Raw genomic sequence first — 25,720 nt, 5'->3', positions numbered from 1 at the left:
ATGGGGGAGCAGATGCGCACCGCGCCGTACGGATCCTGGCCCTCGCCCGTCACCGCCGCCCTCGCCGCCGCGCACGACGGCCGCCCCGACTGGGTGGGGTTCGTCGGTGACGAGATCTGGTGGACCGAGCCCCGGCCGGCCGAGGGCGGCCGGCGGGCCCTGGTCCGGCGGCGCGCGGACGGCGCCGAGGAGACCGTGCTGCCCGCGCCGTGGAACGTCCGCAGCCGGGTCGTCGAGTACGGCGGCCGGCCCTGGGCCGGGGCGGTGTCCGGCGGCCGGCCGCTGATCGTGTTCGCGCACTTCGCCGACCAGCGGCTGTACCGGTACGAGCCCGGCGGCGAGCCCGTCCCGCTCACCCCCGTCTCCCCGGCGGGCGGCGGCCTGCGCTGGGCGGAGCCCCGCGTGGACCCGGCCCGCGGCGAGGTGTGGTGCGTGCTGGAGGAGCACACCGGGGACGGACCGGACGACGTACGGCGGGTCCTGGCCGCCGTACCGCTGGACGGCTCGGCCGCCGCCGACCGCGCCGCCGTCCGTGAACTCGCCGGGCCCCGGCACCGGTTCGTCACCGGCGCCCGGCTCTCACCGGACGGTCGGCGGGCCGCCTGGCTCGGCTGGGACCACCCGCGGATGCCCTGGGAGGGCACCGAACTGCTGGTCGCCGACGTGACCGGCGACGGCCGGCTGACCGGCGTCCGCACGGTCGCCGGGGGCCCGGACGAGTCCGTCTGCCAGGTCGAGTGGGCCCCGGACGGCCGGCTGCTGTACGCGAGCGACCGCGGCGGCTGGTGGAACCTCTACCGCGACGGCACCCCCCTGTGCCCCCGCGAGGAGGAGTTCGGCGGGCCCCTGTGGCAGCTCGGGCTGCGCTGGTTCGCGCCGCTGGACAACGGCCTGCTCGCGGTCCTGCACGGACGCGGACCGGCCGCGCTCGGGATACTGGACCCGGAGTCCGGCGAGCTCGTCGACGCCGTCGGCCCCTGGATCGAGTGCGCCCCCACCCTCGCCGTACACGGCCAGCGCGTCGTCACCGTCGGCGCCGGCCCGCACACCGGGTACGAGGTGGTCGAGCTGGACAACGTCACCGGCCGCGCCCGGGTGGCCGGCGCCCGCCACCGCGACCCCGTCGACCCCGCCTACTACCCGCGGCCCGAGGTGCGCACCTTCCCCGGGCCCGACGGCCGCGAGGTGCACGCCCACGTGTACCCGCCGCACCACCCGGCGCGGACCGCGCCCGACGGCGAACGCCCGCCGTACGTGATCCGGGCGCACGGCGGCCCCACCAGCCGCAGCCCGCTCGTCCTGGACCTGACCATCGCCTACTTCACCTCCCGGGGCATCGGCGTCGCCGAGGTGGACTACGGCGGCTCCACCGGATACGGCCGGGCCTACCGGGAGCGGCTGCGCGAGCGGTGGGGCGTGGTGGACGTCGAGGACTGCGCGGCCGTCGCCCGAGCCCTGGCCGCCGAGGGCGCCGCCGACCCCGCCCGGCTGGCGATCCGGGGCGGCAGCGCCGGCGGCTGGACCGCCGCCGTCTCCCTGACCACCACCGACGTCTACGCCTGCGGCACCATCCTCTATCCCGTGCTGGACCTCGTCGGCTGGGGCCCCGGCGGGACCCACGACTTCGAGTCCCGCTACCTGGAGTCGCTCATCGGCCCGCGCGCCGAGGTCCCCGCCCGGTACGCCGAACGCTCCCCGACCGCCCACGCCGACCGGCTCACCGTGCCGTTCCTGCTGCTCCAGGGCCTGGACGACGTCATCTGCCCGCCCGCGCAGTGCGAACGCCTCCTCGCCCGGATCGCCGGCCGGGGCGTACCGCACACCTACCTCACGTTCGAGGGCGAGGGCCACGGCTTCCGGCGCGCCGATACCGTGATCCGCGCCCTGGAGGCGGAACTGTCGCTGTACACCCAGGTGTTCGGGCTGGACCCGAACCCGCCCGCACCGAAGCCGGAGCTGTCCCCGTGAAGGAACTCGTCCGCCCGCACCGGCTGGCCCCGGGCGCCCGGGTCGCCGTCGTCGCCCCCAGCGGGCCGGTGCCCGAGGAACGGCTCCAGGCGGGCCTGGACGTGCTGCGCGGCTGGGACCTCGACCCGGTGGCCGGCCCCCATGTCCTGGACCGGCACCCCGGGCTCGGCTATCTCGCCGGCACCGACGCCGACCGCGCCGCCGACTTCCAGAACGCCTGGTGCGACCCGGCGGTGGACGCGGTGCTGTGCGCCCGCGGCGGCTACGGCGCCCAGCGCCTGATCGACCTGCTCGACTGGGACGCCCTGCGCGCGGCCGGGCCCAAGCTGTTCATCGGCTTCAGCGACATCACCGCGCTGCACGAGGCCATCGCCACCCGGCTGGGACTGGTCACCCTGCACGGGCCGATGGCGGCCGGTGCCGACTTCGTCAAGAACCAACGGGCCCAGGAGCACCTGCGGGCCACGCTGTTCGCGCCCGAGACCGTCCGCACCCTCGCCTTCGGCGGCACCGCCCTCGTCCCCGGCCGGGCCCGGGGCGTCACCCTCGGCGGCTGCCTGTCCCTGCTCGCCGCGGAACTCGGCACCCCGCACGCCCGGCCCTCGGCACGCGGCGGACTGCTCTGCCTGGAGGACGTGGGCGAGCCGGCCTACCGGCTGGACCGGTATCTCACCCAACTCCTGCGCGCCGGCCTGCTGGACGGGGTGCGCGGTGTGCTGCTGGGCTCCTGGGAGGACTGCGCCGGCCGGGAGGAGCTGCGGGCCCTGTTCGCCGACCGGCTCGGCGGACTCGGGGTCCCGGTCGCAGAGAACGTCGGATTCGGGCATTGCGAGGGAGCGTTGACCGTTCCGCTGGGGGTGGCCGCCGCCCTCGACGCGGAGGCGGGCACGCTCACCCTGGACGAGCCGGCCCTGCGCTGACGCCGTAGGCTGGGCGGATGCCGCACGTCCCGTCCCCGTACCTCGCCGAAGGCCCTCGCGTGGGCATCCGGCACTTCACTCTCGAAGACGGCCCCGAGTTCACCGCCCGGGCCCGGGAGAGCAGGGACCTGCACCGGCCCTGGCTGTTCCCGCCGGACACCGACGAGGCGTACGCCGACTACGCGGGCCGGCTGATCGACGACCCGGCCCGGGCCGGCTTCCTGGTGTGCGAGCGCGACGGCGGGGACATCGCCGGGTTCATCAACATCAACAACATCGTGCGGGGCGGCTTCCAGTGCGGCGCGCTCGGCTACGGCGCCTTCGCACACGCGGCGGGGCGGGGCCTGATGCGCGAGGGCCTGGAGCTGGTGGTCGGGTACGCGTTCGGGCCGCTGGGCCTGCACCGGCTGGAGATCAACGTCCAGCCGGGCAACGCCGCCTCCATCGGCCTCGCCCGGGGCGCCGGGTTCCGCCTGGAGGGCTTCTCACCCGCCATGATCTACGTCGACGGCGCCTGGCGCGACCACGAACGCTGGGCCCTGACCACCGAGATGCGCGGCTGACAGGCTCAGCCGCGCTGGTCCACGTACTCGAACACCGACCCGTCCGGGTGCACCGCCAGCAGATTGCGGCCCGCCGGCGTCGGCACCGGGCCCGCGACGATCCGCGCGCCCAGCTCGCTCAGCAGCCGGTGGGCCTCGTCCACGTCCTTCACCGCGATCGTCGCCGCCACTTTGCGCAGGATCTCCAGCTCCTCTTGCGGACCGCTCATCAGCAGGAACGAACCGATCGCGGCGACCTCGACGCCACCGCGTGCGAAGCGCAGCGCGCTGCCGCCGGTCAGCCGTTCGTAGAAGGGGACGGCGGTATCGAGGTCGTCGACGCAGATGCGCAGCGAAGCGCCCAGAATCTCCATGCGCAGGAGCCTAGTTGGGGCCGCCCGAGGCGTGCACGGTCCCCGCGTTACCCGCTGTGGGGGACGGGTACCCGCAGGGTATGAACAACCGTTCGGAAAACCTGGAACATCAGCTGGACCGGCACCTGGTCGAGGAGCTGGCCCAGGTGGCACGCGAGACGGTACGGGAGGAACTGCGCGAACAGTCCCGCAAGCAGCGCCGCACCGCCATGCTCTACGCCGCCTCGGGCGCCGTCGCCCTGTACGCGGGCGGCGCGGTGGCCCTCGCGGTGGGCCTGGCCCTGGCGTCCGGCCTGCCCGGCTGGGCCGCGGCCCTGCTCACGGCGGCGCTGCTGGGCGTGGCGGCGTACGGCCTGCGGGGCGCGGCCCACGGCCGGCACACCCCGCACACCCCGCACGCTCCGCACCGGGTCGTGGGCGGTACCGCCCCGGCGGCCCCGCCGTCGGGCCTGGGCATGCCGTACCCGCCGATGCCCGAGACCCCGCCGGAGGTCCCGCACCACAGGGCCTGACGCTCACCCGGTGAGCTGTGGCAGCACCTTCGTCCGGTAGAAGTCGAAGAACCCCCGCTGATCCGGCCCGATCTGGTTCACGTACACCCGGTCGAACCCGGCGTCGGCGAACGCCCGCAACGTGCTCACGTGCTGCTCGGCGTCGTCCCCGCACACGACCTTCTGGCGCACCATGTCCTCGGTGACCAGCTCGTGCAACTGCTCGAAGTGCCGGGGCGAGGGCAGCACCTGTCCCATCTCGCCGGGCAGCAGCTCATTGTACCAGAGGCGGTGCACGGTACGGACGCACTCGTCCCGGTCGGTGCCGTAGCACACCTTCGTGCCGCCGCTGACCGGCTTCGTCCCGCCGCCGTCCTCGCGGAACCGGGTGACCATCTCCCGGTCCGGCGTCATCGTGATGAAGCCGTCGCCCACCCGGGAGGCCAGCGAGAGCGCCTTGGGGCCGAAAGCGGAGATGTCGATCGGGACGGGCTCGTCCGGGACGGTGTAGAGGCGGGCGTTCTCCACGGTGTAGTGCTTTCCGTGGTGGCTGACCTCCTCGCCGGTGAACAGCCGGCGCATCACCTCGACGGCTTCCTCCAGCATCTCCAGCCGCACCCGCACCGGGGGCCAGTGGTCGCCGAGGATGTGCTCGTTCAACGCCTCGCCGGTGCCCACGCCGAGCCGGAAGCGGCCCTGGGCCATCACCGCGCTGGTCGCCGCGGCCTGCGCCAGCACCGCCGGGTGGATCCGCACGGTCGGACAGGTCACGGCGGTCTCGATGGGCAGCGACACCGCCTGGGACAGCGCCCCGATCACCGACCAGACGAACGGGCTCTGCCCCTGCGCGTCGTTCCACGGGTGGTAGTGGTCGGAGATCCACAGCGTCTGGAACCCGGCCTGCTCGGCCATCCGGGCCTGCTCGACGAGGGCCGCGGGGTCGTGTTCCTCGGCCGCCAGGAAATAGCCGTATTCGGGCATGGGAAACCTCCGCGTGGCTGATGCCGGTCGTGATGCGGTCCGGGCCGGGCGCGTGGCCCGGGCTTGACACGGTGGCCCGGACCGGACGTTGGCGGTCGATGCCGGACGTGGTGGCCCGGACCGGACGTGACGGTCCGTGCCGGACACGGTAGTCCGGCCGGACGCCGTGTGACCCGGGGTGCGTGGCCCGGACCGGCCCCGGGTAACCGGGCGCGCCCGCGCGAAACGCCGCCGGGGCGCGCCCGGCGCGCCTCCCCCGGACGGCGCAACGATGGCCCGCCCGGCGTTTGGCCGCCCCGGCCCCGGTTACGCGGAAGACCTCGGACGAGCCACACCGCCGGAGGCGCACCGTGAGCCGACCTCGCGTCGTGATCGTCGGCGCCGGTTTCGCCGGTGCGGCACCGTGCCGCCGCGCCGGGTGCGGCCGGTACACGGCGGGGCGGACGGCCGCCCCGCCCCCGCGCGCCGCCCGCGCGCCGACGGCCCGGGCCCGGCCGGCCGAACCCGCGGGACCCGCGGTCAACGCACGAGCCGACCCTCGACCACACCCGTAAGGAGACCGAGGAAACCCATGAACACCGACGAACTCGCCGAACTCGGCCAGCAGTTGCGCGTGGACAGCGTGCGGGCGTCCGCCGCCGCCGGATCGGGGCACCCCACGTCCTCGATGTCCGCCGCCGATCTGCTGGCCGTCCTGCTCGCCAACCACCTCCGCTACGACTTCGAGCGCCCCGAACACCCCGCCAACGACCGCTTCGTGCTGTCCAAGGGCCACGCCTCCCCGCTGCTGTACGCCGCCTACAAGGCGGCCGGCGCGATCGAGGACGGCGAACTGGTCACCTTCCGCAAGCTCGGCAGCCGGCTGGAGGGCCACCCCACGCCCCGCAGGCTGCCCTGGGTGGAGACGGCCACCGGCTCGCTCGGCCAGGGCCTGCCGGTCGGCGTCGGCATCGCGCTCGCCGGGAAGCGGCTGGACCGCACCGGCTACCGGGTGTGGGTGCTGTGCGGCGACAGCGAGCTGGCGGAGGGCTCGGTGTGGGAGGCCGCCGAACACGCGGGCCACGAGAACCTGGACAACCTGGTCGTCATCGTGGACGTCAACCGGCTCGGCCAGCGCGGCCCCACCCGGCACGGACACGACCTGGACGCCTACGCCCGCCGCTTCCAGGCCTTCGACTGGCACACCATCGAGATCGACGGGCACGACATCGACAAGATCGACCGGGCCTACGGGGAGGCGCTGTCCACCGCCGGGCAGCCCACCGTGATCCTCGCCCGCACCCTCAAGGGCAAGGGCGTCGCCGCCGTGGAGGACCGCGAGGGACTGCACGGCAAGCCGCTGCCCGAGGCGGAGGAGGCCATCGCCGAACTCGGCGGGCAGCGCGACCTGCGGATCCGGGTGAGCGAACCGCAGGTCGCCGCCGCGCTGCGCTCCCTCACCACCGAGGCGGTCCGGCTGCCGCGGTTCGAGGTGGGCGAGGAGGCCGCCACCCGGGACGCCTTCGGCAAGGCCCTGGCCGCGCTCGGCACCGCCCGCGGCGACGTCGTCGCGCTGGACGGCGAGGTCGGCGACTCCACCCGCACCGAGGAGTTCGCCAAGGAACACCCCGACCGCTACTTCGAGTGCTACATCGCCGAGCAGCAGCTCGTCGCCAGCGCGGTCGGCATGGCCACGCGGGGCTGGGTGCCGTACGCCGCCACGTTCGCCGCGTTCCTCACCCGCGCCCACGATTTCGTGCGCATGGCGTCCATCAGCGGCTCCGGGATCAACCTGGTCGGCTCGCACGCCGGTGTCGCCATCGGCCAGGACGGGCCCTCGCAGATGGGCCTGGAGGACCTCGCGATGTTCCGGTCCGTGTACGGCTCCACGGTGCTCTACCCGTGCGACGCCAACCAGACGGCCCACCTGGTCGCGGCCATGGCCGGGCTGGACGGCATCCGCTATCTGCGCACCTCCCGAGGCAAGACACCGGTGATCTACGGCCCGGACGAGGAGTTCCCGGTCGGCGGCAGCAAGACGCTGCGCTCCGGTGACGGCGACCGGCTGACGATCGTCGCGGCCGGGGCGACCGTGCCCGAGGCGCTGACGGCGGCCGACCGGCTCGCCGAGGAGGGCATCGACGTGCGGGTCGTCGACCTGTACTCGGTCAAGCCCGTCGACGCCGCCACCCTGCACCGGGCCGCCGAGGAGACCGGCTGCCTGCTCACGGTGGAGGACCACCACCCGGAGGGCGGCCTCGGGGACGCCGTCGCGGAGGTGTTCGGCGACGGCCGGCCGGCGCCCCGGCTGGTCCGGCTGGCGGTGCGCACCATGCCGGGTTCGGCCGCCCCGGACGAGCAGCTGCACGCGGCCGGCATCGACTCCGCGGGCATCGCGGCGGCGGCCCGGCTGCTGGTCGAGGAGGCGGTCGTGCGATGAGCCACGGCGCCGCGCGGACGATCCGTGCGGGCCGGCGGACGGTGGAGATCCAGCGGCCGGGGAAGGTCCTCTTCCCCGGCCGCGGCGGCGTGCCCGAGTACACCAAGGGCGACCTCGCCGAGTACTACCGGTCCGTCGCGCCGTATCTGCTGCCGCACCTGCGGGGCCGTCCGCTGATGCTGGAGTGCTGTCCGGACGGTCTGGACGGCGAGCGGTTCATGCAGAAGAACGTCCCCCGGCACTACCCGGACTGGATCACCCGCGCCGAGGTCGCCAAGGAGGGCGGCACGGTCACCCACGTGGTCTGCGACGACACCGCGACCCTCCTGTACCTCGCCGGCCAGGCCTGTATCACCCTGCACCGCTGGCTCGCGCGCACCGACCGGGCGGGCGGACCGGACCACCCGGACCGGCTGGTCTTCGACCTCGACCCGCCCGGGGAGGACTTCGCCGCCGTCCGGGAGACCGCCGGATGGCTGCGGGAGTTGCTGACGGAGCTGGGCCTGCCCGCCGCACCGATGACCACCGGCTCGCGCGGTCTGCACCTCGTCGTCCCACTGGACGGCCGGCACGCCGCCGACGAGGTGCTGCGGTTCGCCCGGGACGTCGCCGGACTGGCCGCCGCCCGGCACCCGGACCGGCTCACCACGGCCGCCCGCAGGAAGGACCGCGCCGGCCGTCTCTACCTCGACGTCCAGCGCAACGCCTACGCCCAGACCGCCGTCGCCCCCTATACCGTCCGGGCCAGCCCGGGCGCTCCGGTCGCCGTCCCCCTAGCTTGGAAGCAGGTGGACGATCCCGCGCTCGACGCCCGCAGGTGGACCCTCGCCGACGCGGTCGAGCAGGCCCGCTCCGAACCGTGGGCCGGCCTGCCGCGGCGGGGCCGCTCGCTGGGCCCGGCCCGACGCCGCCTCGATGACATGCGCCCCTGAGGTTTGGCCAAGGGAGGAAACGGCCACACGCAGGGGAGAGGTGGCCATGTCGAACACAAACAGCACACCGAATACACAGAGTTCACAGGAATCCCAGGATTCACACGACTCACACGACTCACACGACACGAACGAGCACGACACGCACGAGCACGACACGCACGAGCACGACACGGACGACGACGCACACGACAACGCACGGAACGAGGCGGCCGGCCGCCGGCCGACCCCCATGGAGGTGCTGCGCCAGGCGCGCACCCAGCTCACCGAACTCACCGGACTCGTCCCCGAGACCGTCTCCTCCTTCGAGCAGACCGAGGACGGCTGGTCCATCGAAGTCGAGGTGCTGGAGCTCGCCCGGGTGCCCGACACCATGAGCCTGATGGCGAGCTACCAGGTCGAGCTGGACCCCGAGGGGCAGCTGACCGGTTACCGACGTGTCCGCCGTTACGAACGGGGCAGGGCCGATGCGCGCGGCGGCCGCTGAGCCCACCGCGCGCCCCGGCCGCCCGGACCGTGCACCTACTAGGCACGAGGAGGAATCGCCGGCATGACTGTTGTTCCGGCACAGCAGAGCGGAGGCGGAGGCGGCAGCAGCGGCCTCTACGACGTGCTCGAACTCGTCCTCGACAGGGGACTGGTGATCGACGCGTTCGTCCGCGTCTCTCTGGTCGGTATCGAGATTCTGAAGATCGACGTACGAGTCGTCGTGGCCAGCGTCGACACCTATTTGCGCTTCGCCGAGGCGTGCAACCGCCTGGACCTGGAGGCGGGTCCGCGCAAGAGCCCCGGCCTGCCCGAGGTCGTCGGCGAGATCACCGAGAAGGGCGCCCGGGGCAAGTCCAAGGGCGCGCTGTCCGGTGCGGCCCAGACCATATCCGACGCCTTCAACCAGGCCCGCCAGGAAGGGGAGACCGAGTCCCGGCCGCGCGCCCGCAAGGCTCCGGCGCGCAGTAAGGAGGAGCAGGAGTGAGTACCTATGTCTACGGGATCACCGCCCGGTCGCACCCGGCGCTGCCCGAGGGCATGACCGGCGTCGGCGAGCCACCCCGCCCCGTGCGCGTCCTGACGGCCGGTGACCTGGCCGCCCTGGTCAGCGACGCCCCCGAGGACCTGCGCCCCAAGCGCCGGGACCTGCTCGCCCACCAGAACGTGCTCGCCGAGGCCGGGGCCGGCGGGTGCGTGCTGCCCATGCGGTTCGGCAGCGTCGCCACGGACGACGACGCGGTCGTCCAGGTGCTCACCGAACGGGCCGACCACTACGCGGAACGCCTGCGGGAGCTGGACGGCAAGGTCGAGTACAACGTCAAGGCCACCCATGTCGAGGAGGCCGTGCTGCATCTGGTGATGGCCGAGAACACCGAGGCGCGCGCCCTCGCCGAGGCCAACCGCCGCTCCGGCGGAGGCAGCTACGAGGACAAGATCCGCCTCGGCGAGCTGGTCGCCAGTCTGGTCAAGGCCAGGGAAGCCGACGACGCCGATCAGGTGCGGGGCCTGCTGGCACCGGCCGCGTCCGCGGTCAGCGTGGGCCCCGAGTCCACCGGCTGGCTGCTGAACGTGTCGTACCTCGTGCCACGGGATACGGCCGACCGCTTCCTGGCCGCCGTGGAGGAGGTCCGCCAGAGCCACCCCCACCTCGATCTGCGGGTCCACGGGCCGCTGCCGCCGTACAGCTTCGTCGAACCCGGCCCGGCCCAGCCCGCCGGCAGTACGCCCGGCGCGGACGCCGGGGCGCGCTAGCGCTCCCCGGCCCGACGGAAGGAGAACACCATGGGGCTGATCGGCGAAGTACTGATGCTGCCGCTCGCGCCCGTGCGCGGCAGCGCGTGGGCCGTCAGGCAGGTGCTCCGCGAGGCGGAACGGATCTACTACGACCCCGCCACCGTACGGGCCGAGCTCGCCCGCCTCGAAGAGCAGCTGGAGGCGGGCGAGATCACCGAGGAGGAGTTCGACCGGCGCGAGGACGAACTGCTCGACAGGCTGGAGACCGCCCTGCACTCCGGCGACACGACAGGCAACGGGACGGGACGATGAACCGAACGGCACTGGGCCTCGCCGTAGGGGCCGGATATCTGCTCGGCCGCACGAAGAAGCTGAAGATGGCACTGGCGGTCGGTTCCCTGGTGGCCGGGAAGAAACTGAACCTCAGCCCGAAGACGCTCGCGGACCTGGTGAACCAGCAGCTGAAGAGCAACCCGCAGGTCAAGGAGATCGGGGACCAGCTGCGCGAGGATCTGCGGGGGGTCGGCAAGGCGGCCACCGGCGCGATGGTCGAGCGGCGGATGAGTTCGCTCGCCGACCGGCTGCACAGCCGCACCGACCGGGTGCGCGACCAGCTGTCCGGTGCCGTCCCGTCCGGCTCCGACGAGGAGCCGGACGAGCGCGGGGAGCCCGGCGGCGACGAGGACGCCGGGACGAAGGGCCGCGCCCGGGACGAGGCACCCGGCGGGCGAAGCGGGAAGAAGGCCCCCGAGCGGAGGGCCCCCGAGCGGAGGGCCCCCGAGAGGAAGGAACCCGAGAAGAAGGAACCCGAGAAGAAGGCTTCCGAGGCTTCGGGCCGGAAGACGGCCCGGAAGCCGCTGTCCGCCGCGGCGAAGGGAGCGGGCAGGAAGACCGGCGCGGCCGGCAAGTCGGCGGCGAAGCGGACGACCGCGGCCGGCGGGTCCGCCCGCGGCGCCGCCTCCCGGCAGTCGAAGGGCGGCGATGACCGATGACCGACACCCTGCGCTCCACGGCCTCCGGGGCCTCGGGCGGCAACCCGGCGGGCCCGCTGGCCGGCCTCGCCCGCAGCGAGGCCGCCGACCGGCTCAAGGAGGAGGCCCGCGCGTACATGATGGCGCAGGCCGAGCGGCTGCTGGCCGGTGTCGGCCGCAAGCTCGGCGAGACCACCGTACGGCTCAACGACATCGCCGAGGGCAACAGCCCGGGCTTCGCCAAGCTGGCACTGGAGGGCGGCCGCAAGCTGGCCGAGGGCAAGGGCCCGCTGCGCTCCGCGCTGGAGCTGGGCGCCTCCCGCGCCAAGGAGAACGTGATGGACGCGGTCAGAAACCTGGGGGGCGGCAAGGGAAAGAAGGGCGGCGCGGGCAGGAAACCCACCGTCATCATGGAGTCCGTCGACGTCGGTGTGCCGCTGCGCACCGCGTACGACCAGTGGACGCAGTACCAGAGCTTCAGCACCTTCGCCAAGGGCGTCAAGAGCGCGAGCCGCTCCGACGACACCCACTCCGACTGGCAGGCGAAGATCTTCTGGTCGTCCCGCAGCTGGAAGGCGCAGACGACCGAGCAGATACCCGACTACCGCATCCAGTGGTCGTCGGAGGGCGCCAAGGGCACCACCAAGGGCGTGGTCTCCTTCCACCGGCTGGAGGAGAACCTCACCCGGGTGCTGCTGGTCATCGAGTACTACCCGACCGGCCTGTTCGAGAAGACCGGCAACATCTGGCGCGCCCAGGGCCGCCGGGCCAGGCTGGACCTGAAGAACTTCGCCCGTTTCATCACTCTCAAGGGAGAGGCGGAGGACGCCTGGCGCGGCGAGATCCGCGACGGCGAGGTGGTCCGCAGCCACGAGGACGCCGTGGCCGAGGAGGAGCGGGAACGGGAGCCCGAGGCGCGCTCCTCCGGGGAAGAGGACCGGGAGCCGGACGACGCCGAGGAGCCCGGGGACGAGGACGAGGAGCCCGAGGAGCCCGAGGCGGACGAGGAGCCCGAGGAGCCCGAGGAGTACGAAGAGGGGTACGAGGACGAGGAGGCGGAGGAGCCCGAAGAGGCTGAAGAGCCCGAAGAGGACGAGGCGGAGGGCGCCTACGACGAGTACGAGGAGGACGAGGAAGAGGAACCCGAGTACACCGGGCGTGGGAGCGGTCGATGACGACACCGAGCCGCCTGCCCGAGCCCTACGGGCAGGCATCGGGGGCCAATCTCGCCGACATCCTCGAACGGGTGCTCGACAAAGGTGTCGTCATCGCGGGCGACATCAGGATCAACCTGCTCGACATCGAACTGCTCACCGTCAAGCTGCGTCTGATCGTCGCCTCGGTGGACAAGGCCAAGGAGATGGGCATCGACTGGTGGGAGAGCGATCCCGCCCTCTCCTCCCGGGCCCGCCGCGACGAGCTGGCCCGGGAGAACGCCGAGCTGCGCGAACGGCTCGCCCGGCTGGAGGAACTTGAGCCGGGCCGTGCCCCGAAGGAGGCCCCATGACCGGACTGCGCTACGTGTACGCCGTCTGCCGTCCCTTCGTGACGCCTTTGCAGGCCGAGCTGACGGGCGTCGCGGGCGCCCCGGCCGGCCTGCTCCACCACCACGGGCTGGTCGCCGTGGTCAGTACGGTCCCGGAGGCCGACTTCGGTGAGGAGGCGCTGAAGGCCCATCTGGAGGACCTGGACTGGCTCGCCGCGACCGCCCGGGCCCACCAGGGCGTGGTCGACGCGCTCACCACGGTCACCACCCCTCTGCCGCTGCGGCTCGCCACCGTCTTCCGTGACGACAGCGCCGTACGCGTCATGATCGAGGCCCGTGAGGACCACTTCCGGGCCCTGCTCGACCGGCTCGACGGCCGGGTGGAATGGGGCGTGAAGGTGTACGCCGAGGAGACCGCCGAGCCGGCCGGGGCGGAGCCCGCCGCCGCGGCGAAGCCCGCGAGCGGCCGGGACTATCTGCGCCTGCGGCGGGCGCGCGGCCAGGCGAAGGAGGAGACCTGGCAGCGTGCCGAGCGGTTCGCCCACGCGCTGCACGAGCGCCTCGCCGGGCACGCCGAGGATTTCCGGCTGCACCCTCCGCAGAATTCCGCGCTCTCCAAAGCGTCGGGACTGAACGTGCTGAACGCCGCTTATCTGGTGCCCCGGGCCCATTCCGAGGAATTCGTGGAATTGGTGGACCGGACGAAGGACGAGGCGCCCGGGTTCCGGGTGGAACTGACCGGCCCGTGGGCCGCCTATTCGTTCACGGGAGACACCGGGGATACCGGGAATGCCGGGGCCGCCGGGGATGCGGGTACGGCGCAGGCGGCGGAGGGAGTGTCGTGACCGTCGTGGAACGGCGCGAGATCGCGCTCGTCGACCTGCTCGACCGGCTGCTGGCCGGCGGAGTCGTGATCACCGGGGACATCACCCTGCGGATCGCGGACGTCGACCTGGTCCGCATCGACCTGAACGCGCTGATCAGCTCCGTCAACGCGGCCGTGCCCTCGCCCTTCGAGCCGAGGCTCCTGCCCGCCGAGCCCGCCGAGCCGTCCGAGGAGGCCCTGTGACCCAGCCCAAGCGGCTCGACCTGGAACCCGACACGGTAGAGCGCGACCTGGTGAAACTGGTGCTGACCGTGGTGGAACTGCTGCGCCAGCTGATGGAGCGGCAGGCCGTGCGCCGCTTCGACACCGGCGAGCTCACCGAGGAGCAGGAGGAGCGGATCGGACTCACCCTGATGCTCCTGGAGGAGCGCATGGCCGAGCTGCGCGACCGCTACGGGCTGCGGCCCGAGGACCTGAACCTGGACCTCGGGCCGCTCGGACCGCTGCTGCCCCGCGACTAGGGAGCCGCCCGGGGCGTCATCTCACCACCGGTACCAGCGCCCCCTGCCCCCGCCGGCCGTCGTGCCGCGGACCAGGAAACCCAGCAGCCAGACGACAAGCACCGCCAGGGCGATCCACCAGAGAATCTTCAAGGCGAATCCGGCGCCGAAAAGAACGAGAGCCAGAAGCAGTACCAGCAGAATGGGAACCATAGTGTGAAACCTCCTGCTGACCGTGTTACCGGAAATCCGCGAATCAGGCTTCTTTACGGCACAGAATCTCCCCGTGCAGCACGGCGAACCAGCCGTCCTCGCACCGGCCCCACTCCCGCCACGCCTCGGACACCGCCCGCAGCCGCTTCGGGGTGGCATGGCCGCCCTGGACCGCCCGGTCGGCATACGCGGAGGCCAGGGTGCGGTCCGCCCACAGGCCGCTCCACCAGGCCCGCTCCTCGGCGGTGGCGAACGTCCAGGTGCCGGTGGTGGCGGTGATGTCGGTCAGTCCGGCGGCCAGCGCCCACGCCTTCAGCCGGCGCCCGGCGTCGGGTTCGCCGCCGCCCGCGCGGGCCACCCGCTCGTACAGGTCCCGCCAGTCGTCCAGCCCCGGCACCGCCGGATACCAGGTCATCGCCGCGTAGTCCGCGTCGCGCACGGCGATGAACCCGCCCGGCTTCGTCACCCGGCGCATCTCGCGGAGCGCCCGCACCGGGTCGCCCACGTGCTGGAGCACCTGGTGGGCGTGGACCACGCAGAAGGTGTCGTCCGGGTAGTCCAGGCCGTGTACGTCGGCCACCGCGAAGTCGACGTTGGCCAGCCCCCGGCCGGCGGCGGTGGCCCGGGCCCGCTCCAGCACGCCGGGCGCCCGGTCGACGCCGGTGACATGGCCGTCGGGGACCAGTTCCGCGAGGTCGGCGGTGATGGTGCCCGGCCCGCAGCCGATGTCCAGGATCCTCATGTGGGGCTTCAGGGAGCCGAGCAGATAGGCCGCGGAGTTGGCGGCGGTCCGCCAGGTGTGCGAGCGCAGCACCGACTCGTGGTGCCCGTGCGTGTAGACGGCGGTCTCCTGTGCCTTCGGCATGGCCGTACCCCTTCACCCCTCGTGGCGGACGGGCCGTACCCGCCCGCCGGTACGTGCTCACCGTACGCGCGCGTGCCGGATCGTGAGACCCTGATATCAGAATACGGACGAGAGGGGGCGGGTCAGCCGGTGACGCCCACCGGGCGGTAGACCGTCAGCGCCTCCGGCAGCTTCTCCAGCGTCACCTCGCCCGACACCGACGTGACCTCGCCGTCGTAGGCGAGCGGGGTGCCCGGGGCGACACCGGTCAGCCGCAGCCGGTTCACCTGCACCGCCGAGTGCGCCGGCGACCGGGTCAGCGGGCCCGCCACGGCCGCCGCGAGCAGCCGCAGCGCGGGCCTGCGGCCCCCGTGCACCACCCGCACGTCCAGCAGCCCGTCCGCCAGATCGGTCCGGCGGCCCGGCGTGAGACCCATCCGGTGGTAGACGCCGTTGCCCACGAACAGCAGCCACAGCGGCCGCGGCTCACCGCCCACCTCCACCTCCAGCGGGTGCTCGCCGGCCCGCAGCACGCGCAGCGCGCCGAGCACCCCGGCCGGCCAGCCGCCGATCCGGTGCGACCAGCGCTCCCTGACCCGCACCAGCTCCGGGTACACCCCGAGGCTCAGCGTGTTCAGGAACAGGCCCTCCCGGTTCCCGGCGACGAACCGGCCCGCGTCCACCCGGACCGCCTCGCCGTGCCGGACCGCGCGGGCCAGCAGGCGCTCGTCCGCCACGCCCAGGTCGGCGGCGAAGTGGTTGAGGGTGCCCCCCGGCAGCACCGCCAGCGGCAGCCCGTGCCGCAGCGCCACCCGGGCCGCCGCGTTCACCGTGCCGTCGCCGCCGCACACCCCGAGCACCCGGGCCCGCGCCGCCGCCTTCTCCAGCTCGTCCGCGACATCCTCCGGCGCGCACTCGACGACCTCCGCCCCCGGCAGCGCGTCGTGCAGCGCGCCGACCCGGTCCGCCGTCCCCGCGGCCCGGTTGGCGACCAGCACCAGCCCCTCGCCCTCGGGCAGCGCGGGCACCTCGGCCCGGGACCGGGCGGGCAGCCGCACCTGGGCGCGCGGCGGTACCAGCCGCCGTACCAGGAAGGCGGCGCCCACCCCGAGCGCCGCCCCGGCCAGCACGTCGCTCGGGAAGTGCACCCCGGTGTAGACCCGGGACATCGCCACCGAGAACGCCGCCGGCGCCACCGCCGCGCCCCACGCCGGCGACTCCAGCGCCACCCCGGTCGCGAAGGCCGCCGCCGAGGCCGCGTGCCCGGACGGGAACGAGGTGGTGATCGGCTGCCGCTTCAGCCGCCGCACCAGCGGCACCGGGTCCAGCACCGGCCGGGCCCGGCGCACCGAGCGCTTGCCGAGCGTGTTGATCGTCAGCGAGGCCAGGCCGAGCGAGGCCAGGCCCCGGGCCGCCGCCCGGCGGGAGCGGGGCGTACGGCTCGCGGCCAGGGCTGCGGCCGACGCGAACCACAGCACGCCGTGGTTCGCGGCCCGGCTCAGCCGGGGCAGCACCCTCTCGGCGCCGGGCCAGTGCCAGGCGGCGGCGGTTTCGAACAGCCGGCCGTCGAGGTCGAGCAGCGCCCGCAGAGGGGCGCGGGCGGCGGACGGCGCGGGGGCGGTCAGGTCCAGGTCGGGTCTCATGGCATGCGGATACCCTGAAGGGTCCGTTTCCTGTGTACCGCGGGAGGTGAACCCCGGATGCGGCTGCTGCTCGTCCGGCACGGCCAGACCCCGTCCAACGTGGACGGCCTGCTGGACACCGCCGTGCCCGGCCCGGGGCTCACCCCGCTCGGCGAGGCGCAGGCCGCCGCGCTGCCCGGCGCGCTCGCCGAGGAGGACATCGACGCCCTCTACGCCTCCACGCTGGTGCGCACCCAGCGGACGGCCGCCCCGCTGGCCGCCGCCCGCGGCCTGGAGGTGCGGGTCCGGGACGGCATCCGCGAGCTGTCCGCCGGCGACCTGGAACTGCTGCCCGGGCACACCCCGGAGGGCCGCCGGTACCTGCGCACCGCGTTCGCGTGGGCGTCCGGGGACACCGCGCTGCGGATGCCCGGCGGGGAGAGCGGCGCCCAGGCACTGGGCCGGTACGACGCCGTGGTGGCCGAGGCCGCCGCGAGCGGGGCCCGGACCGTCGCCATGATCAGCCACGGCGCCGCGATCCGGGTCTGGACCGCCGCCCGCGCCGCCAACGTCGACGTGGCCTTCGCCGCGGCCCGCCCCCTGAGCAACACCGGCGTGATCATCCTGGAGGGCACCCCGTCCGACGGCTGGAAGGCCCTGTCCTGGGAGGGCGCCGTGGTGGCACCGGCCGGCGAGGGCGGCCCGGCCGGGGAGGCCCTGGGAACGGCACCGTAGCGGCCGGGACACCCGCGGCCCCGGCCGATACCCGTTTGCCCCCGCACCCGGGGGCCGCGCAGAATGCCTCCCCATGGGACATCTGGAAGCCGCGCACCTGGAGTACTACCTCCCCGACGGGAGGGCGCTGCTGGGCGATGTCTCCTTCCGGGTCGGCGAGGGCGCCGTCGTCGCCCTCGTCGGGCCGAACGGCGCCGGCAAGACCACGCTGCTGCGGCTGATCTCCGGCGAGCTGAAACCGCACGGCGGCACCGTCACCGCCGCCGGCGGCCTCGGCGTGATGCGCCAGTTCGTCGGCTCCGTACGGGACGAGACGACCGTACGGGACCTGCTGGTCTCCGTCGCCCCGCCCCGGATCCGGGAGGCCGCGCAGGCCGTCGACGCCGCCGAGCACGCCCTGATGACCGTCGACGACGAGGCCGCCCAGCTCGGCTACGCCCAGGCCCTCGCCGACTGGGCCGAGGCGCGCGGCTACGAGGCGGAGACCCTGTGGGACATGTGCACCACCGCGGCCCTCGGCGTCCCCTACGAGCGTGCCCAGTGGCGCGAGGTGCGCACCCTCTCCGGCGGCGAGCAGAAGCGGCTGGTGCTGGAGGCGCTGCTGCGCGGCACCGACGAGGTGCTGCTGCTGGACGAGCCGGACAACTACCTCGACGTGCCCGGCAAGCGGTGGCTGGAGCAGCAGCTCAAGGAGACCCGCAAGACCGTCCTGTTCGTCTCCCACGACCGTGAACTCCTCGCCCGCGCCGCCGAGAAGATCGTCTCCGTGGAGCCGGGCCCGGCCGGCGCCGACGCCTGGGTGCACGGCGGCGGCTTCGCCACCTACCACGAGGCCCGCCGCGAACGCTTCGCCCGCTTCGAGGAGCTGCGCCGCCGCTGGGACGAGAAACACGCCCAGCTGAAGAAGCTGGTCCTGACCCTGCGTCAGGCCGCCGCCGTCAGCCACGAGATGGCCTCCCGGTACGCCGCCGCCCAGACCCGCCTGCGCAAGTTCGAGGAGGCCGGGCCGCCGCCGGAGCCGCCCCGCGAGCAGGACATCACCATGCGCCTGAAGGGCGGCCGGACCGGCGTACGGGCCGTCACCTGCAAGGGGCTCGAACTGACCGGGCTGATGCGGCCGTTCGACCTGGAGGTCTTCTACGGCGAACGGGTCGCGGTCCTCGGCTCCAACGGCTCTGGCAAGTCCCACTTCCTGCGGCTGCTGGCCGGCGAGGACGTCGCGCACACGGGGGAGTGGAGACTGGGCGCCCGGGTCGTCCCCGGCCACTTCGCGCAGACCCACGCCCAGCCCCAACTGGAGGGCCGCACCCTGGTGGACATCCTCTGGAAGGACCACGCCCAGGACCGGGGGGCGGCCATGTCCCGGCTGCGCCGCTACGAACTCACCCGGCAGGCCGAGCAGAGCTTCGACCGGCTCTCCGGCGGACAGCAGGCCCGCTTCCAGATCCTGCTGCTGGAACTCGCCGGCGCCACCGCGCTGTTGCTGGACGAGCCCACCGACAACCTCGACCTGGAGTCCGCCGAGGCCCTCCAGGAGGGACTGGAGGCGTTCGAGGGCACGGTCCTCGCGGTCACCCACGACCGCTGGTTCGCCCGCTCCTTCGACCGCTTCCTGGTCTTCGGCGCCGACGGCCGGGTCCGCGAGACCCCGGAACCGGTCTGGGACGAGCGCCGCGTCGAGCGGGCCCGGTAAAGGCGGGCCCGCCCCGGGCCGTCACCGCCAGCGCAGCAGCGCGCCCATGCCGCCCGCCGGGACCTCCTCGCCGCTCTCGGCCAGCACCGGCGTCAGCGAGAACACCGGCGCGTCGGTCACCACGGCCGCCCGCACCAGCGCGTCGTCGGCCCGGGCCGGCCAGGCCTGCCGTTCGCCGATGTCCCTCAGCTCCGTCAGGCGCTCCGCCAGCTGGGCCGGGTCCTCGCCGATCCACACCTCGCGCCGGGTGTCCGGCCCGTCCGGCAGGATCAGCAGCTCGGCCAGCCGGTGCTCGCGGGCCGCCTCGATCAGCCCGGGCACCCCCTCGACGGCCGCCGCCCGATGTTCCTCGTCGGGCGTCCGGGCGGAGCGGTACCGGTCCACCTCCGCCAGGATCCGTTCCCGCACGTGCCGGGCCCGGATCTCCTCCACCTCGCGCGGCAGCAGCCGGCTGCCCACGCCGTGCGCGGTCTCCACGGCCCGGTCCCGCACCCGGCCGGGCAACTGCTCGTGCACCGACCGGCACTCGCGTTGCTCCCCGCACAGGATCAGCAGATCGGCGCCGGTCTCGGCCTGGCAGGCCGCGAGCGCATCGGCGATCTCCCGCGCGTTGTGCTCCCAGGTGTCCTCCACCTTCAGCTGGAAGTGCCGCTCGGACCAGTCGGAGGCCTTCGCCCGGTGCATCGGCCACTGCCGGCTGCCCGTCACATGCCCGGCCTCCTCCCGAAGCACCGCGCTGCGCAGCTCTACGTCGGCCCCCGTGCGGTCGATGTACGCCACCAGCGCCACCGGGTCCTCACCGGCCAGGTCCAGCAGCGGGGTGACGTGCGGCAGCGTGCCCCAGCGCACCAGGCCCTGCGGCGGGGCCTGGGTCAGCGGCACCTGGAGCACCACCTCGCCGTCCCGCGCGAAGAGGGCCCGCCCGTACGGCTCGGTGCTGCGTTCCAGGGCCGCCACCGCGTCGTGCACCGCCCGGCAGGTGGCCTCGTCGGCGCCCTGCTCCCGCAGCTGCCGGGCCACCGCCTCGGCCGTCAGCCGGCGCTGGGTGTGCATGTCCTCCTCGTGCCGGGACAGGTCGACGTATGCGGAGGCCCAGCACCCCGGATGTTCGTACAGTGGATTGAGGAACGCGAGCTCCATGGATTCCTCCCGGAAATCACTCGGGGGCAGTGCATGCCGGGCGGGTACCCGTACCCCATGAACGAACACGACGAGCGGGGCACCACCATGACCGGAGTCGACCCCAGCCGGCTGGACGACCAGCAGCTCATGAAGGAGCTGGAGACGATCCACCGCACGCGCCACGACACCCTGCTGTACGGCTCGAACGACGCACTGCGGGCCCATAACGAGCGGATGGCGCAGCTGGAGGGCGAGTATCTGCGGCGCAACCCCCGCCGCCTGGTGAGCGCGGGCCGCACCCGCGAGGGCGCCCGGGAGCGCGGCTGCGGCGAGTCGGCGACCCCGGAGGCGTCCGGCACCTGAGGCACTGCAAACCCCCGCGCTGCAAACTCCCACAGCGCAGACGACGGGGCCGGCCCGCCGAGCGGGCCGGCCCCGTGGCACACGGGCGGACGGCGGTCAGCCGGCCGCACCGGCGAAGACGTGCGTGAAGGCGTCGCAGAACGCCTTCAGATCATCCGGCTTACGGCTGGTCACCAGCTGGTTGGAGCCGTGGTCGCAGATCTTGACCTGCTCGTCCACCCAGGTGCCGCCCGCGTTGCGGATGTCGGTCCGCAGGCTCGGCCAGGACGTCAGCACCCGGCCGCGCACCACGTCGGCCTCCACCAGTGTCCACGGCGCGTGGCAGATCGCGGCGACCGGCCGGCCCTGGTCGAAGAAGTCCTTCACGAAGGCGACGGCCTTCTCGTCCATCCGCAGGAAGTCCGGGTTGGCGACCCCGCCCGGCAGCACCAGACCGCCGAACGAACCGGCCGACGTCTGCTCCACCACCTCGTCCACGGGGAACGTGTCCGCCTTGTCCAGATGGTTGAACGCCTGGATCTTCCCCGGCTGCGTCGACACCAGCACCGGCTCGTGCCCGGCGTCCGAGGCCGCCTTCCACGGCTCGGTCAGCTCGACCTGCTCGACGCCCTCGGGTGCCACCAGAAACGCGATACGCATGATGTGTCAGGCTCCTTTCAGTTTCCGCAGCGCCGCCCGGTGGGCCCGGGCGCGCCGCTTCCTTGCCCTGGCCGCCCGCCGGCAGCGCAGCAGCTCCTCGCCGTACGGCAGCAGCACGCACGCGCCGATCGCCACCCCGATGCCCGCCAGATAGCCCGGCGACAGCGGGCGGCGGCGCGGCACCAGCCGCCAGGCGTCCGGATCCCCGCGCCCGCCCCGCAGCAGGGACCGCACCTGGTCGGAGTGCAGGCACATCAGGGAGACCAGCCCGCCGAACGGCAGCGACTCCAGGAAGCTGTGGATGTGCTGCTCGATCGGCTTGACCTCGCGGTCGCTGTCCTCCGCGGTCCGTACGTCCCACAGCGCGGTCGCCTCGTGCACCGCCGCCGCGCCCAACTGCACGGCCAGCAGCAGGGGGTTGACCTCGTAGCGCAGGGTGAGCGCGATGGGGACGCCCACCTCCGCCATCATCAGGGAATGGATCAGGGACTCCTTCGTCCCCGACGTGTCCTCGATCCCGGTGCGCCGGTGCATCGCCCAGTCGGCGAGTCCCGGCACGAACCAGCCGGGCAGCAGCCCGTACAGCAGGAAACGCGTCGTGACCTCGCCGACGTCGACGGTCGCGCCCCGCGCGATCTCGGCCGCCTGGTCCGCACCGCGAAGACCCGGTACCGGTGCCCTCATGCGCCCCCCACCAGCGCCTCGGCCAGCTGCTGAAGGTTGTCGTACCGCTCCTGGTGGGGCAGACCGGCGACGGAGTCGATCAGCGCACCGGGCGCGTTGCTCCGGCGCAGCGCCCGGGCCAGCTCGCCCGGCTTCGCGGGGAAGGCGTGCCGGCTCAGGTGCCGGGCCAGCTCCAGCCGGGTCCGCTCCAGTGACGCCGGGGACCCCAGGCCGCCCACCGGGCCGCTCCAGACCTCCGGGTCGTCGTCCGCGGCCGGCTCCGGGTCGTGCCACTCCTCCACGCGCGTGGGATGGCCGGACCGCAGCAGCCCCTTCAGCTCGTGCTTCATCTCGTCGTCCCGGTGGACGTTCAGCCGGTCACTGCCTCGCTGCATATCTCCCTCCAAGGGTCGAAGGTCCGCACCGCGTACCCGGTACCGCACGTCCGACACGGGCTCCCGCGTCCGGAACGGGACTCGTCCCGCACGGTCACTGCTTGGCCCGGCCGGGCAGGAACTCCTGCACCTTCGCCTTCAGGCCCTGCTTGATCACCGAACCCCGGTCGGCGTCGCCCTTCAGGATGGAGGCGGCCGTCGCCTCCATCTGTTCCCAGCTGGCGTGCGGCGGGATCGGCGGTACGGCGGGGTCGGTGAGGAACTCGAGCACCGCCGGCCCGTCCGCCTCCAGCCCGGCCCGCCAGGCCGCCTCCACGTCCTCCGGCTTCTCCACCCGGATGCCGGTCAGCCCGAGCGAACGGGCGAACGCCGCGTAGTGCACATCCGGGATCGACTGCGACGGCAGGAACGAAGGGGCGCCCTCCATGGCCCGCATCTCCCAGGTCACCTGGTTGAGGTCCTGGTTGTTCCACACCGCCACCACCAGCCGCGGATCCGACCAGCGGTCCCGGTACTTGGCCGCCGTGATCATCTCCGCCAGCCCGTTCATCTGCATCGCGCCATCGCCGACCAGCGCGAACACCGGCCGGTCCGGGTGCGCGAACTTCGCCCCGATCGCGTACGGCACCCCCGGGCCCATCGTGGCCAGCGTCCCGGACAGCGAACCGCGCATGCCCGGCCGCATCGTGATGTGCCGCGCGTACCAGTTGGCGACCGAACCGGAGTCGGAGGTCAGGATCGCGTTGTCCGGCAGCAGCGCGTCCAGCGACCGGGCCACGTACTCGGGGTTGATCGGGTCGGCCGACACCGCGGCCCGCCGTTCCATCGTGGCGTGCCACCGCTTCACGTTCGCGCACACCGTGTCGTGCCACTCGCGCCCGCGTCCGTCCGCCTTCAGCAGCGGGATCAGCCGGCGCAGCGTGGCCTGCGCGTCGCCGACCAGGTTCACCTCGTACGGGTAGCGCATGCCGATCATGTGCGCGTCGATGTCGATCTGCACCGCGCGCGCCTTGCCGAACTCCGGCATGAACTGGGTGTACGGGAACGACGAGCCGATGGTCAGCAGCGTGTCGCAGTCCCGCATCAGCTCGTACGACGGCCGGCTGCCGAGCAGCCCGATCGGGCCCGTCACATACGGCAGCTCGTCACTGAGCACGTCCTTGCCGAGCAGCGCCTTCGCCACCCCCGCGCCGAGCAGCTCGGCGACCTCCCGTACCTCCGCGACCGCCCCCGCCGCGCCCTGACCGACCAGGATGGCCACCTTCTCGCCCGCGTTGAGCACGTCCGCCGCCCGGCGCAGCGCCTCGTCGGTCGGGGTCGCCGTGAACTCGCTCATCCCCAGGCTGGACGGCACCATCTTGAACGCGTGCGTGGGCGGCGAGTAGTCCAGCTCCTGCACATCGCCCGGGATGATCAGCGCGGTCGGGCAGCGCCGGGCGTACGCCGTACGGATCGCCCGGTCCAGCACGTTCGGCAGCTGCTCGGGCACCGTCACGGTCTCGACGAACTCCGAGGCGACGTCCTTGTACAGCGAGTGCAGGTCGACTTCCTGCTGGTAGGAGCCGCCCATCGCGGTCCGGTTGGTCTGGCCGACGATGGCCAGCACGGGTACGTGGTCCAGCTTCGCGTCGTACAGGCCGTTGAGCAGGTGGATGGCGCCGGGTCCGGAGGTCGCCGCGCACACCCCGATGCGCCCGCTGAACTTCGCGTACCCGACCGCCTCGAAGGCGGACATCTCCTCGTGCCGGGACTGGATGAACCGCGGCCGGTCCTCGGCGCGGCCCCAGGCGGCGAGCAGTCCGTTGATGCCGTCGCCCGGATAGCCGAAGACCTCCTCCACGCCCCATGCGCGCAGGCGTTCGAGGATGTGGTCCGAGACCTTGGTGCTCATGGACAGACCTCCCGGTGGAGAGCGAAGCGGACGATCCGGTCAGCCCGTACCGAGTGACCTGCGCGGCAGACGGAAAACCTCCGGTGCGGGCGGGACCACGCACGGCAAGGGCCGTACGGCAAGGGCCCCTGCGTCACCCGGGCGGCCCCGCGTGTCGCGCGAATGGGCTCCGGCCGCGCGCGGTGCGGCCCCGCGCGGGCTGTCATGGCAGCGAGGGCACACCGACCGTGCCCCCGTGGCCGGGGCGCCGTGCGGCGTCGCCGCGGTACGACCGTCCCCGCGGGGCCGGGTGCCGCACGCGTCGCCGTGGTGCCGGTGCGTCGGCTACGGCCGTCCGACCGCCCGCCGCACCCCGCGAGGAGCCCCGCCCATGCGCCGCACCGCCCGCGCCGCCCTGTCCGCCGCCTTCGCCGCCGGTGCCGTGCTCGCCCTGTCCGGGCCCGCCGCGTCCGCCGCCCCGGTCCCGCTCCCGGCGTCCTGCGACCCCCTTGCCGGGCCCCTGCCCCTACCCCTGCCCGTGCCGGTACCGGGAGCCCCGGGCGCCGCGCCCATAACCCCCGGCGACGGGACCGCGGGCGGCCCGGGGTGCGAGGACCCCTCGCTCGCGGCCGGCGGGCGCGAGCCGGCCGGGCCGGACGGGGGCGGCGTCCCGGACGCCGGAGCCGTGGGGGGCGCGGGGAAGGAGGCGGCCGGGCCGGACGGCACGGGGTGGGACGGCTTGGCACAGGAGGGCACCGGACAGGTCGGCGGGGGACCGGACGGCTCGGGGTGGGACGGGTCCGGTCCGGCCGGCCAAGGACAGGACGGCGGCGGACGGGACGGGGCCGGCGAGGTCGGCGGGGGCGAGGTCGGCGGAGGGCAGGTCGGTGGGGGGCAGGGCACCGGGGGGCGGGACGGCGGGAGCCCGGAGGGCGGCGGGTGGGACGCGGGCGGTGGTGGCCCTGGCGGTGGCGGGCGGGAGTGCGGGGAGTCCCGCGACGCGGCCTGCTCCGACGGCGGCTCCGCCTGCCGTGCGGCCCCCGACGCCGACGGCTGCCGGCCGGCCGGCGTCCAGCACGGCGTGGACGCCGGAGCGGGCGGTACCTTCGAGGACTCGGTCCCCGCACTCCTCGCCGGCGCAGCCCTGATCGCCGCCGCCTGCGCGGGCGCAGGCTACCGGCTGTACGGCCGCGCGCGCCTCGCGACGGAGCGGGCCACCGGGATGTGACCCCGGCGACACCGGCCGCCGCCCATGGAGCGCCGTCCGCCGGGTACACGCCGTCCCGAGGGCACCGGCAGGGCCCCGCCGGCACCATCCGCCCCGCGACCACCGGACCCGGGACGCACGGCCACGGCACGCACGGCCCGGAACCACGGACCGGCGACCCCGGCCGGACACCAGGCGGTACGACGGCCACGCGGAACGCCC

Annotated in this window: 30 protein-coding genes; 20 read left to right on the top strand and 10 right to left on the bottom strand. The window is 74.0% G+C overall.

Annotation, left to right across the window (positions count from 1 at the left end; genetic code table 11):
* From ABD350_RS02685 to ABD350_RS02675, 3 genes are read left to right on the top strand one after another with little or no spacing between them, the layout of a single operon-like run.
* On the top strand, window positions 1-1,968 hold the full coding sequence (locus ABD350_RS02685) for an LpqB family beta-propeller domain-containing protein (RefSeq protein WP_344346017.1): 1,968 nt from the start codon (window positions 1-3) through the stop codon (window positions 1,966-1,968).
* Window positions 1,965-2,888 (top strand): S66 peptidase family protein, encoded by a 924-nt coding sequence (locus ABD350_RS02680; protein ID WP_344346016.1) that lies wholly within the window; start codon window positions 1,965-1,967, stop codon window positions 2,886-2,888. The genes ABD350_RS02685 and ABD350_RS02680 overlap by 4 nt, the downstream gene beginning before the upstream one ends.
* 17 nt (window positions 2,889-2,905) lie before the next feature.
* Complete coding sequence (locus ABD350_RS02675) at window positions 2,906-3,451, top strand: GNAT family N-acetyltransferase (protein ID WP_344346015.1); 546 nt, start codon at window positions 2,906-2,908, stop codon at window positions 3,449-3,451.
* Window positions 3,452-3,456: 5 nt separating this feature from the next.
* On the opposite strand, the gene ABD350_RS02670 is transcribed toward ABD350_RS02675, so the two are convergent.
* Complete coding sequence (locus ABD350_RS02670; RefSeq protein WP_344346014.1) at window positions 3,457-3,804, bottom strand: VOC family protein; 348 nt, start codon at window positions 3,802-3,804, stop codon at window positions 3,457-3,459.
* Between the two features lie 80 nt (window positions 3,805-3,884).
* Between ABD350_RS02670 and ABD350_RS02665 the strand changes: the two genes are divergently transcribed.
* Window positions 3,885-4,316, top strand: a complete 432-nt coding sequence (locus ABD350_RS02665) for a phage holin family protein (protein ID WP_344346013.1) — start codon at window positions 3,885-3,887, stop codon at window positions 4,314-4,316.
* A 3-nt stretch (window positions 4,317-4,319) separates the two neighbouring features.
* On the opposite strand, the gene ABD350_RS02660 is transcribed toward ABD350_RS02665, so the two are convergent.
* Complete coding sequence (locus ABD350_RS02660) at window positions 4,320-5,276, bottom strand: LLM class F420-dependent oxidoreductase (protein WP_344346012.1); 957 nt, start codon at window positions 5,274-5,276, stop codon at window positions 4,320-4,322.
* Window positions 5,277-5,847: 571 nt separating this feature from the next.
* On the opposite strand from ABD350_RS02660, the gene ABD350_RS02655 reads away from it, so the two are divergent.
* From ABD350_RS02655 to ABD350_RS02600, 12 genes are all read left to right on the top strand, one after another.
* A complete protein-coding gene (locus tag ABD350_RS02655; protein WP_344346011.1) occupies window positions 5,848-7,695 on the top strand; it encodes a transketolase in 1,848 nt (615 codons plus the stop codon).
* The gene (ligD, locus tag ABD350_RS02650) at window positions 7,692-8,627 is read left to right on the top strand and encodes a non-homologous end-joining DNA ligase (RefSeq protein ID WP_344346010.1); all 936 of its coding nucleotides are present in this window, start codon (window positions 7,692-7,694) and stop codon (window positions 8,625-8,627) included. Before ABD350_RS02655 ends, ligD begins: the two co-directional genes overlap by 4 nt.
* 46 nt (window positions 8,628-8,673) lie before the next feature.
* Window positions 8,674-9,114 (top strand): gas vesicle protein GvpO, encoded by a 441-nt coding sequence (locus ABD350_RS02645; RefSeq protein ID WP_344346009.1) that lies wholly within the window; start codon window positions 8,674-8,676, stop codon window positions 9,112-9,114.
* 63 nt (window positions 9,115-9,177) lie between these two features.
* Window positions 9,178-9,600, top strand: coding sequence for a gas vesicle structural protein GvpA (locus tag ABD350_RS02640; protein ID WP_344346008.1), 423 nt, complete (start codon window positions 9,178-9,180; stop codon window positions 9,598-9,600).
* The gene (locus tag ABD350_RS02635) at window positions 9,597-10,367 is read left to right on the top strand and encodes a GvpL/GvpF family gas vesicle protein (protein ID WP_344346007.1); all 771 of its coding nucleotides are present in this window, start codon (window positions 9,597-9,599) and stop codon (window positions 10,365-10,367) included. The genes ABD350_RS02640 and ABD350_RS02635 overlap by 4 nt, the downstream gene beginning before the upstream one ends.
* A 30-nt stretch (window positions 10,368-10,397) precedes the next feature.
* On the top strand, window positions 10,398-10,661 hold the full coding sequence (locus ABD350_RS02630; protein WP_344346006.1) for a gas vesicle protein GvpG: 264 nt from the start codon (window positions 10,398-10,400) through the stop codon (window positions 10,659-10,661).
* Window positions 10,658-11,341 carry a DNA primase gene (locus ABD350_RS02625; protein WP_344346005.1) on the top strand — a complete coding sequence of 228 codons (684 nt, stop codon included), beginning with the start codon at window positions 10,658-10,660 and terminating at the stop codon, window positions 11,339-11,341. The genes ABD350_RS02630 and ABD350_RS02625 overlap by 4 nt, the downstream gene beginning before the upstream one ends.
* Window positions 11,338-12,495 carry an SRPBCC family protein gene (locus ABD350_RS02620; RefSeq protein WP_344346004.1) on the top strand — a complete coding sequence of 386 codons (1,158 nt, stop codon included), beginning with the start codon at window positions 11,338-11,340 and terminating at the stop codon, window positions 12,493-12,495. Before ABD350_RS02625 ends, ABD350_RS02620 begins: the two co-directional genes overlap by 4 nt.
* Window positions 12,492-12,827: a gas vesicle protein gene (locus ABD350_RS02615; RefSeq protein WP_344346003.1), complete on the top strand. Its 336-nt coding sequence runs from the start codon at window positions 12,492-12,494 to the stop codon at window positions 12,825-12,827. The genes ABD350_RS02620 and ABD350_RS02615 overlap by 4 nt, the downstream gene beginning before the upstream one ends.
* A complete protein-coding gene (locus ABD350_RS02610) occupies window positions 12,824-13,651 on the top strand; it encodes a GvpL/GvpF family gas vesicle protein (RefSeq protein WP_344346002.1) in 828 nt (275 codons plus the stop codon). The genes ABD350_RS02615 and ABD350_RS02610 overlap by 4 nt, the downstream gene beginning before the upstream one ends.
* A complete protein-coding gene (locus ABD350_RS02605) occupies window positions 13,648-13,875 on the top strand; it encodes a gas vesicle protein (RefSeq protein WP_344346001.1) in 228 nt (75 codons plus the stop codon). Before ABD350_RS02610 ends, ABD350_RS02605 begins: the two co-directional genes overlap by 4 nt.
* On the top strand, window positions 13,872-14,153 hold the full coding sequence (locus ABD350_RS02600) for a gas vesicle protein K (RefSeq protein WP_344346000.1): 282 nt from the start codon (window positions 13,872-13,874) through the stop codon (window positions 14,151-14,153). The genes ABD350_RS02605 and ABD350_RS02600 overlap by 4 nt, the downstream gene beginning before the upstream one ends.
* A 21-nt stretch (window positions 14,154-14,174) precedes the next feature.
* On the opposite strand, the gene ABD350_RS02595 is transcribed toward ABD350_RS02600, so the two are convergent.
* The 3 genes from ABD350_RS02595 to ABD350_RS02585 all read right to left on the bottom strand — a co-directional run bounded on the left by ABD350_RS02595 (window position 14,175) and on the right by ABD350_RS02585 (window position 16,832).
* Window positions 14,175-14,345, bottom strand: coding sequence for a hydrophobic protein (locus tag ABD350_RS02595; protein WP_344345999.1), 171 nt, complete (start codon window positions 14,343-14,345; stop codon window positions 14,175-14,177).
* A 43-nt stretch (window positions 14,346-14,388) separates the two neighbouring features.
* The gene (locus tag ABD350_RS02590) at window positions 14,389-15,210 is read right to left on the bottom strand and encodes a class I SAM-dependent methyltransferase (protein WP_344345998.1); all 822 of its coding nucleotides are present in this window, start codon (window positions 15,208-15,210) and stop codon (window positions 14,389-14,391) included.
* Between the two features lie 122 nt (window positions 15,211-15,332).
* On the bottom strand, window positions 15,333-16,832 hold the full coding sequence (locus tag ABD350_RS02585) for a bifunctional phosphatase PAP2/diacylglycerol kinase family protein (protein WP_344345997.1): 1,500 nt from the start codon (window positions 16,830-16,832) through the stop codon (window positions 15,333-15,335).
* 57 nt (window positions 16,833-16,889) lie between these two features.
* Here ABD350_RS02585 and ABD350_RS02580 point away from each other — a divergent pair, with 57 nt between their 5' ends.
* Together ABD350_RS02580 and ABD350_RS02575 are read left to right on the top strand one after the other, a co-directional pair.
* Window positions 16,890-17,546, top strand: coding sequence for a histidine phosphatase family protein (locus tag ABD350_RS02580; protein WP_344345996.1), 657 nt, complete (start codon window positions 16,890-16,892; stop codon window positions 17,544-17,546).
* Window positions 17,547-17,619: 73 nt separating this feature from the next.
* Window positions 17,620-19,239 carry an ABC-F family ATP-binding cassette domain-containing protein gene (locus ABD350_RS02575; RefSeq protein WP_344345995.1) on the top strand — a complete coding sequence of 540 codons (1,620 nt, stop codon included), beginning with the start codon at window positions 17,620-17,622 and terminating at the stop codon, window positions 19,237-19,239.
* 21 nt (window positions 19,240-19,260) lie between these two features.
* Here ABD350_RS02575 and ABD350_RS02570 read toward each other — a convergent pair whose 3' ends face one another.
* On the bottom strand, window positions 19,261-20,379 hold the full coding sequence (locus tag ABD350_RS02570) for a baeRF2 domain-containing protein (RefSeq protein WP_344345994.1): 1,119 nt from the start codon (window positions 20,377-20,379) through the stop codon (window positions 19,261-19,263).
* A gap of 57 nt (window positions 20,380-20,436) precedes the next feature.
* Here ABD350_RS02570 and ABD350_RS02565 point away from each other — a divergent pair, with 57 nt between their 5' ends.
* The gene (locus ABD350_RS02565) at window positions 20,437-20,724 is read left to right on the top strand and encodes a DUF6158 family protein (protein WP_344345993.1); all 288 of its coding nucleotides are present in this window, start codon (window positions 20,437-20,439) and stop codon (window positions 20,722-20,724) included.
* Between the two features lie 96 nt (window positions 20,725-20,820).
* Here ABD350_RS02565 and ABD350_RS02560 read toward each other — a convergent pair whose 3' ends face one another.
* The 4 genes from ABD350_RS02560 to ABD350_RS02545 all read right to left on the bottom strand — a co-directional run bounded on the left by ABD350_RS02560 (window position 20,821) and on the right by ABD350_RS02545 (window position 24,312).
* Complete coding sequence (locus tag ABD350_RS02560) at window positions 20,821-21,363, bottom strand: type 1 glutamine amidotransferase domain-containing protein (protein WP_344345992.1); 543 nt, start codon at window positions 21,361-21,363, stop codon at window positions 20,821-20,823.
* Window positions 21,364-21,369: 6 nt separating this feature from the next.
* Complete coding sequence (locus ABD350_RS02555) at window positions 21,370-22,047, bottom strand: diguanylate cyclase (RefSeq protein ID WP_344345991.1); 678 nt, start codon at window positions 22,045-22,047, stop codon at window positions 21,370-21,372.
* Window positions 22,044-22,421 carry a DUF2795 domain-containing protein gene (locus ABD350_RS02550; RefSeq protein ID WP_344345990.1) on the bottom strand — a complete coding sequence of 126 codons (378 nt, stop codon included), beginning with the start codon at window positions 22,419-22,421 and terminating at the stop codon, window positions 22,044-22,046. The genes ABD350_RS02555 and ABD350_RS02550 overlap by 4 nt, the downstream gene beginning before the upstream one ends.
* Before the next feature lie 94 nt (window positions 22,422-22,515).
* Window positions 22,516-24,312: a thiamine pyrophosphate-requiring protein gene (locus ABD350_RS02545; protein WP_344345989.1), complete on the bottom strand. Its 1,797-nt coding sequence runs from the start codon at window positions 24,310-24,312 to the stop codon at window positions 22,516-22,518.
* Window positions 24,313-24,682: 370 nt separating this feature from the next.
* On the opposite strand from ABD350_RS02545, the gene ABD350_RS02540 reads away from it, so the two are divergent.
* Complete coding sequence (locus tag ABD350_RS02540) at window positions 24,683-25,519, top strand: hypothetical protein (RefSeq protein WP_344345988.1); 837 nt, start codon at window positions 24,683-24,685, stop codon at window positions 25,517-25,519.
* The last annotated feature ends 201 nt before the right edge of the window (window positions 25,520-25,720 follow it).

It is taken from the genome of Streptomyces nogalater (assembly GCF_039532885.1).
In the GTDB taxonomy this organism is placed as follows: Bacteria; Actinomycetota; Actinomycetes; order Streptomycetales; family Streptomycetaceae; genus Streptomyces; species Streptomyces nogalater.
This window is presented reverse-complemented; position numbering and strand designations above follow the sequence as displayed.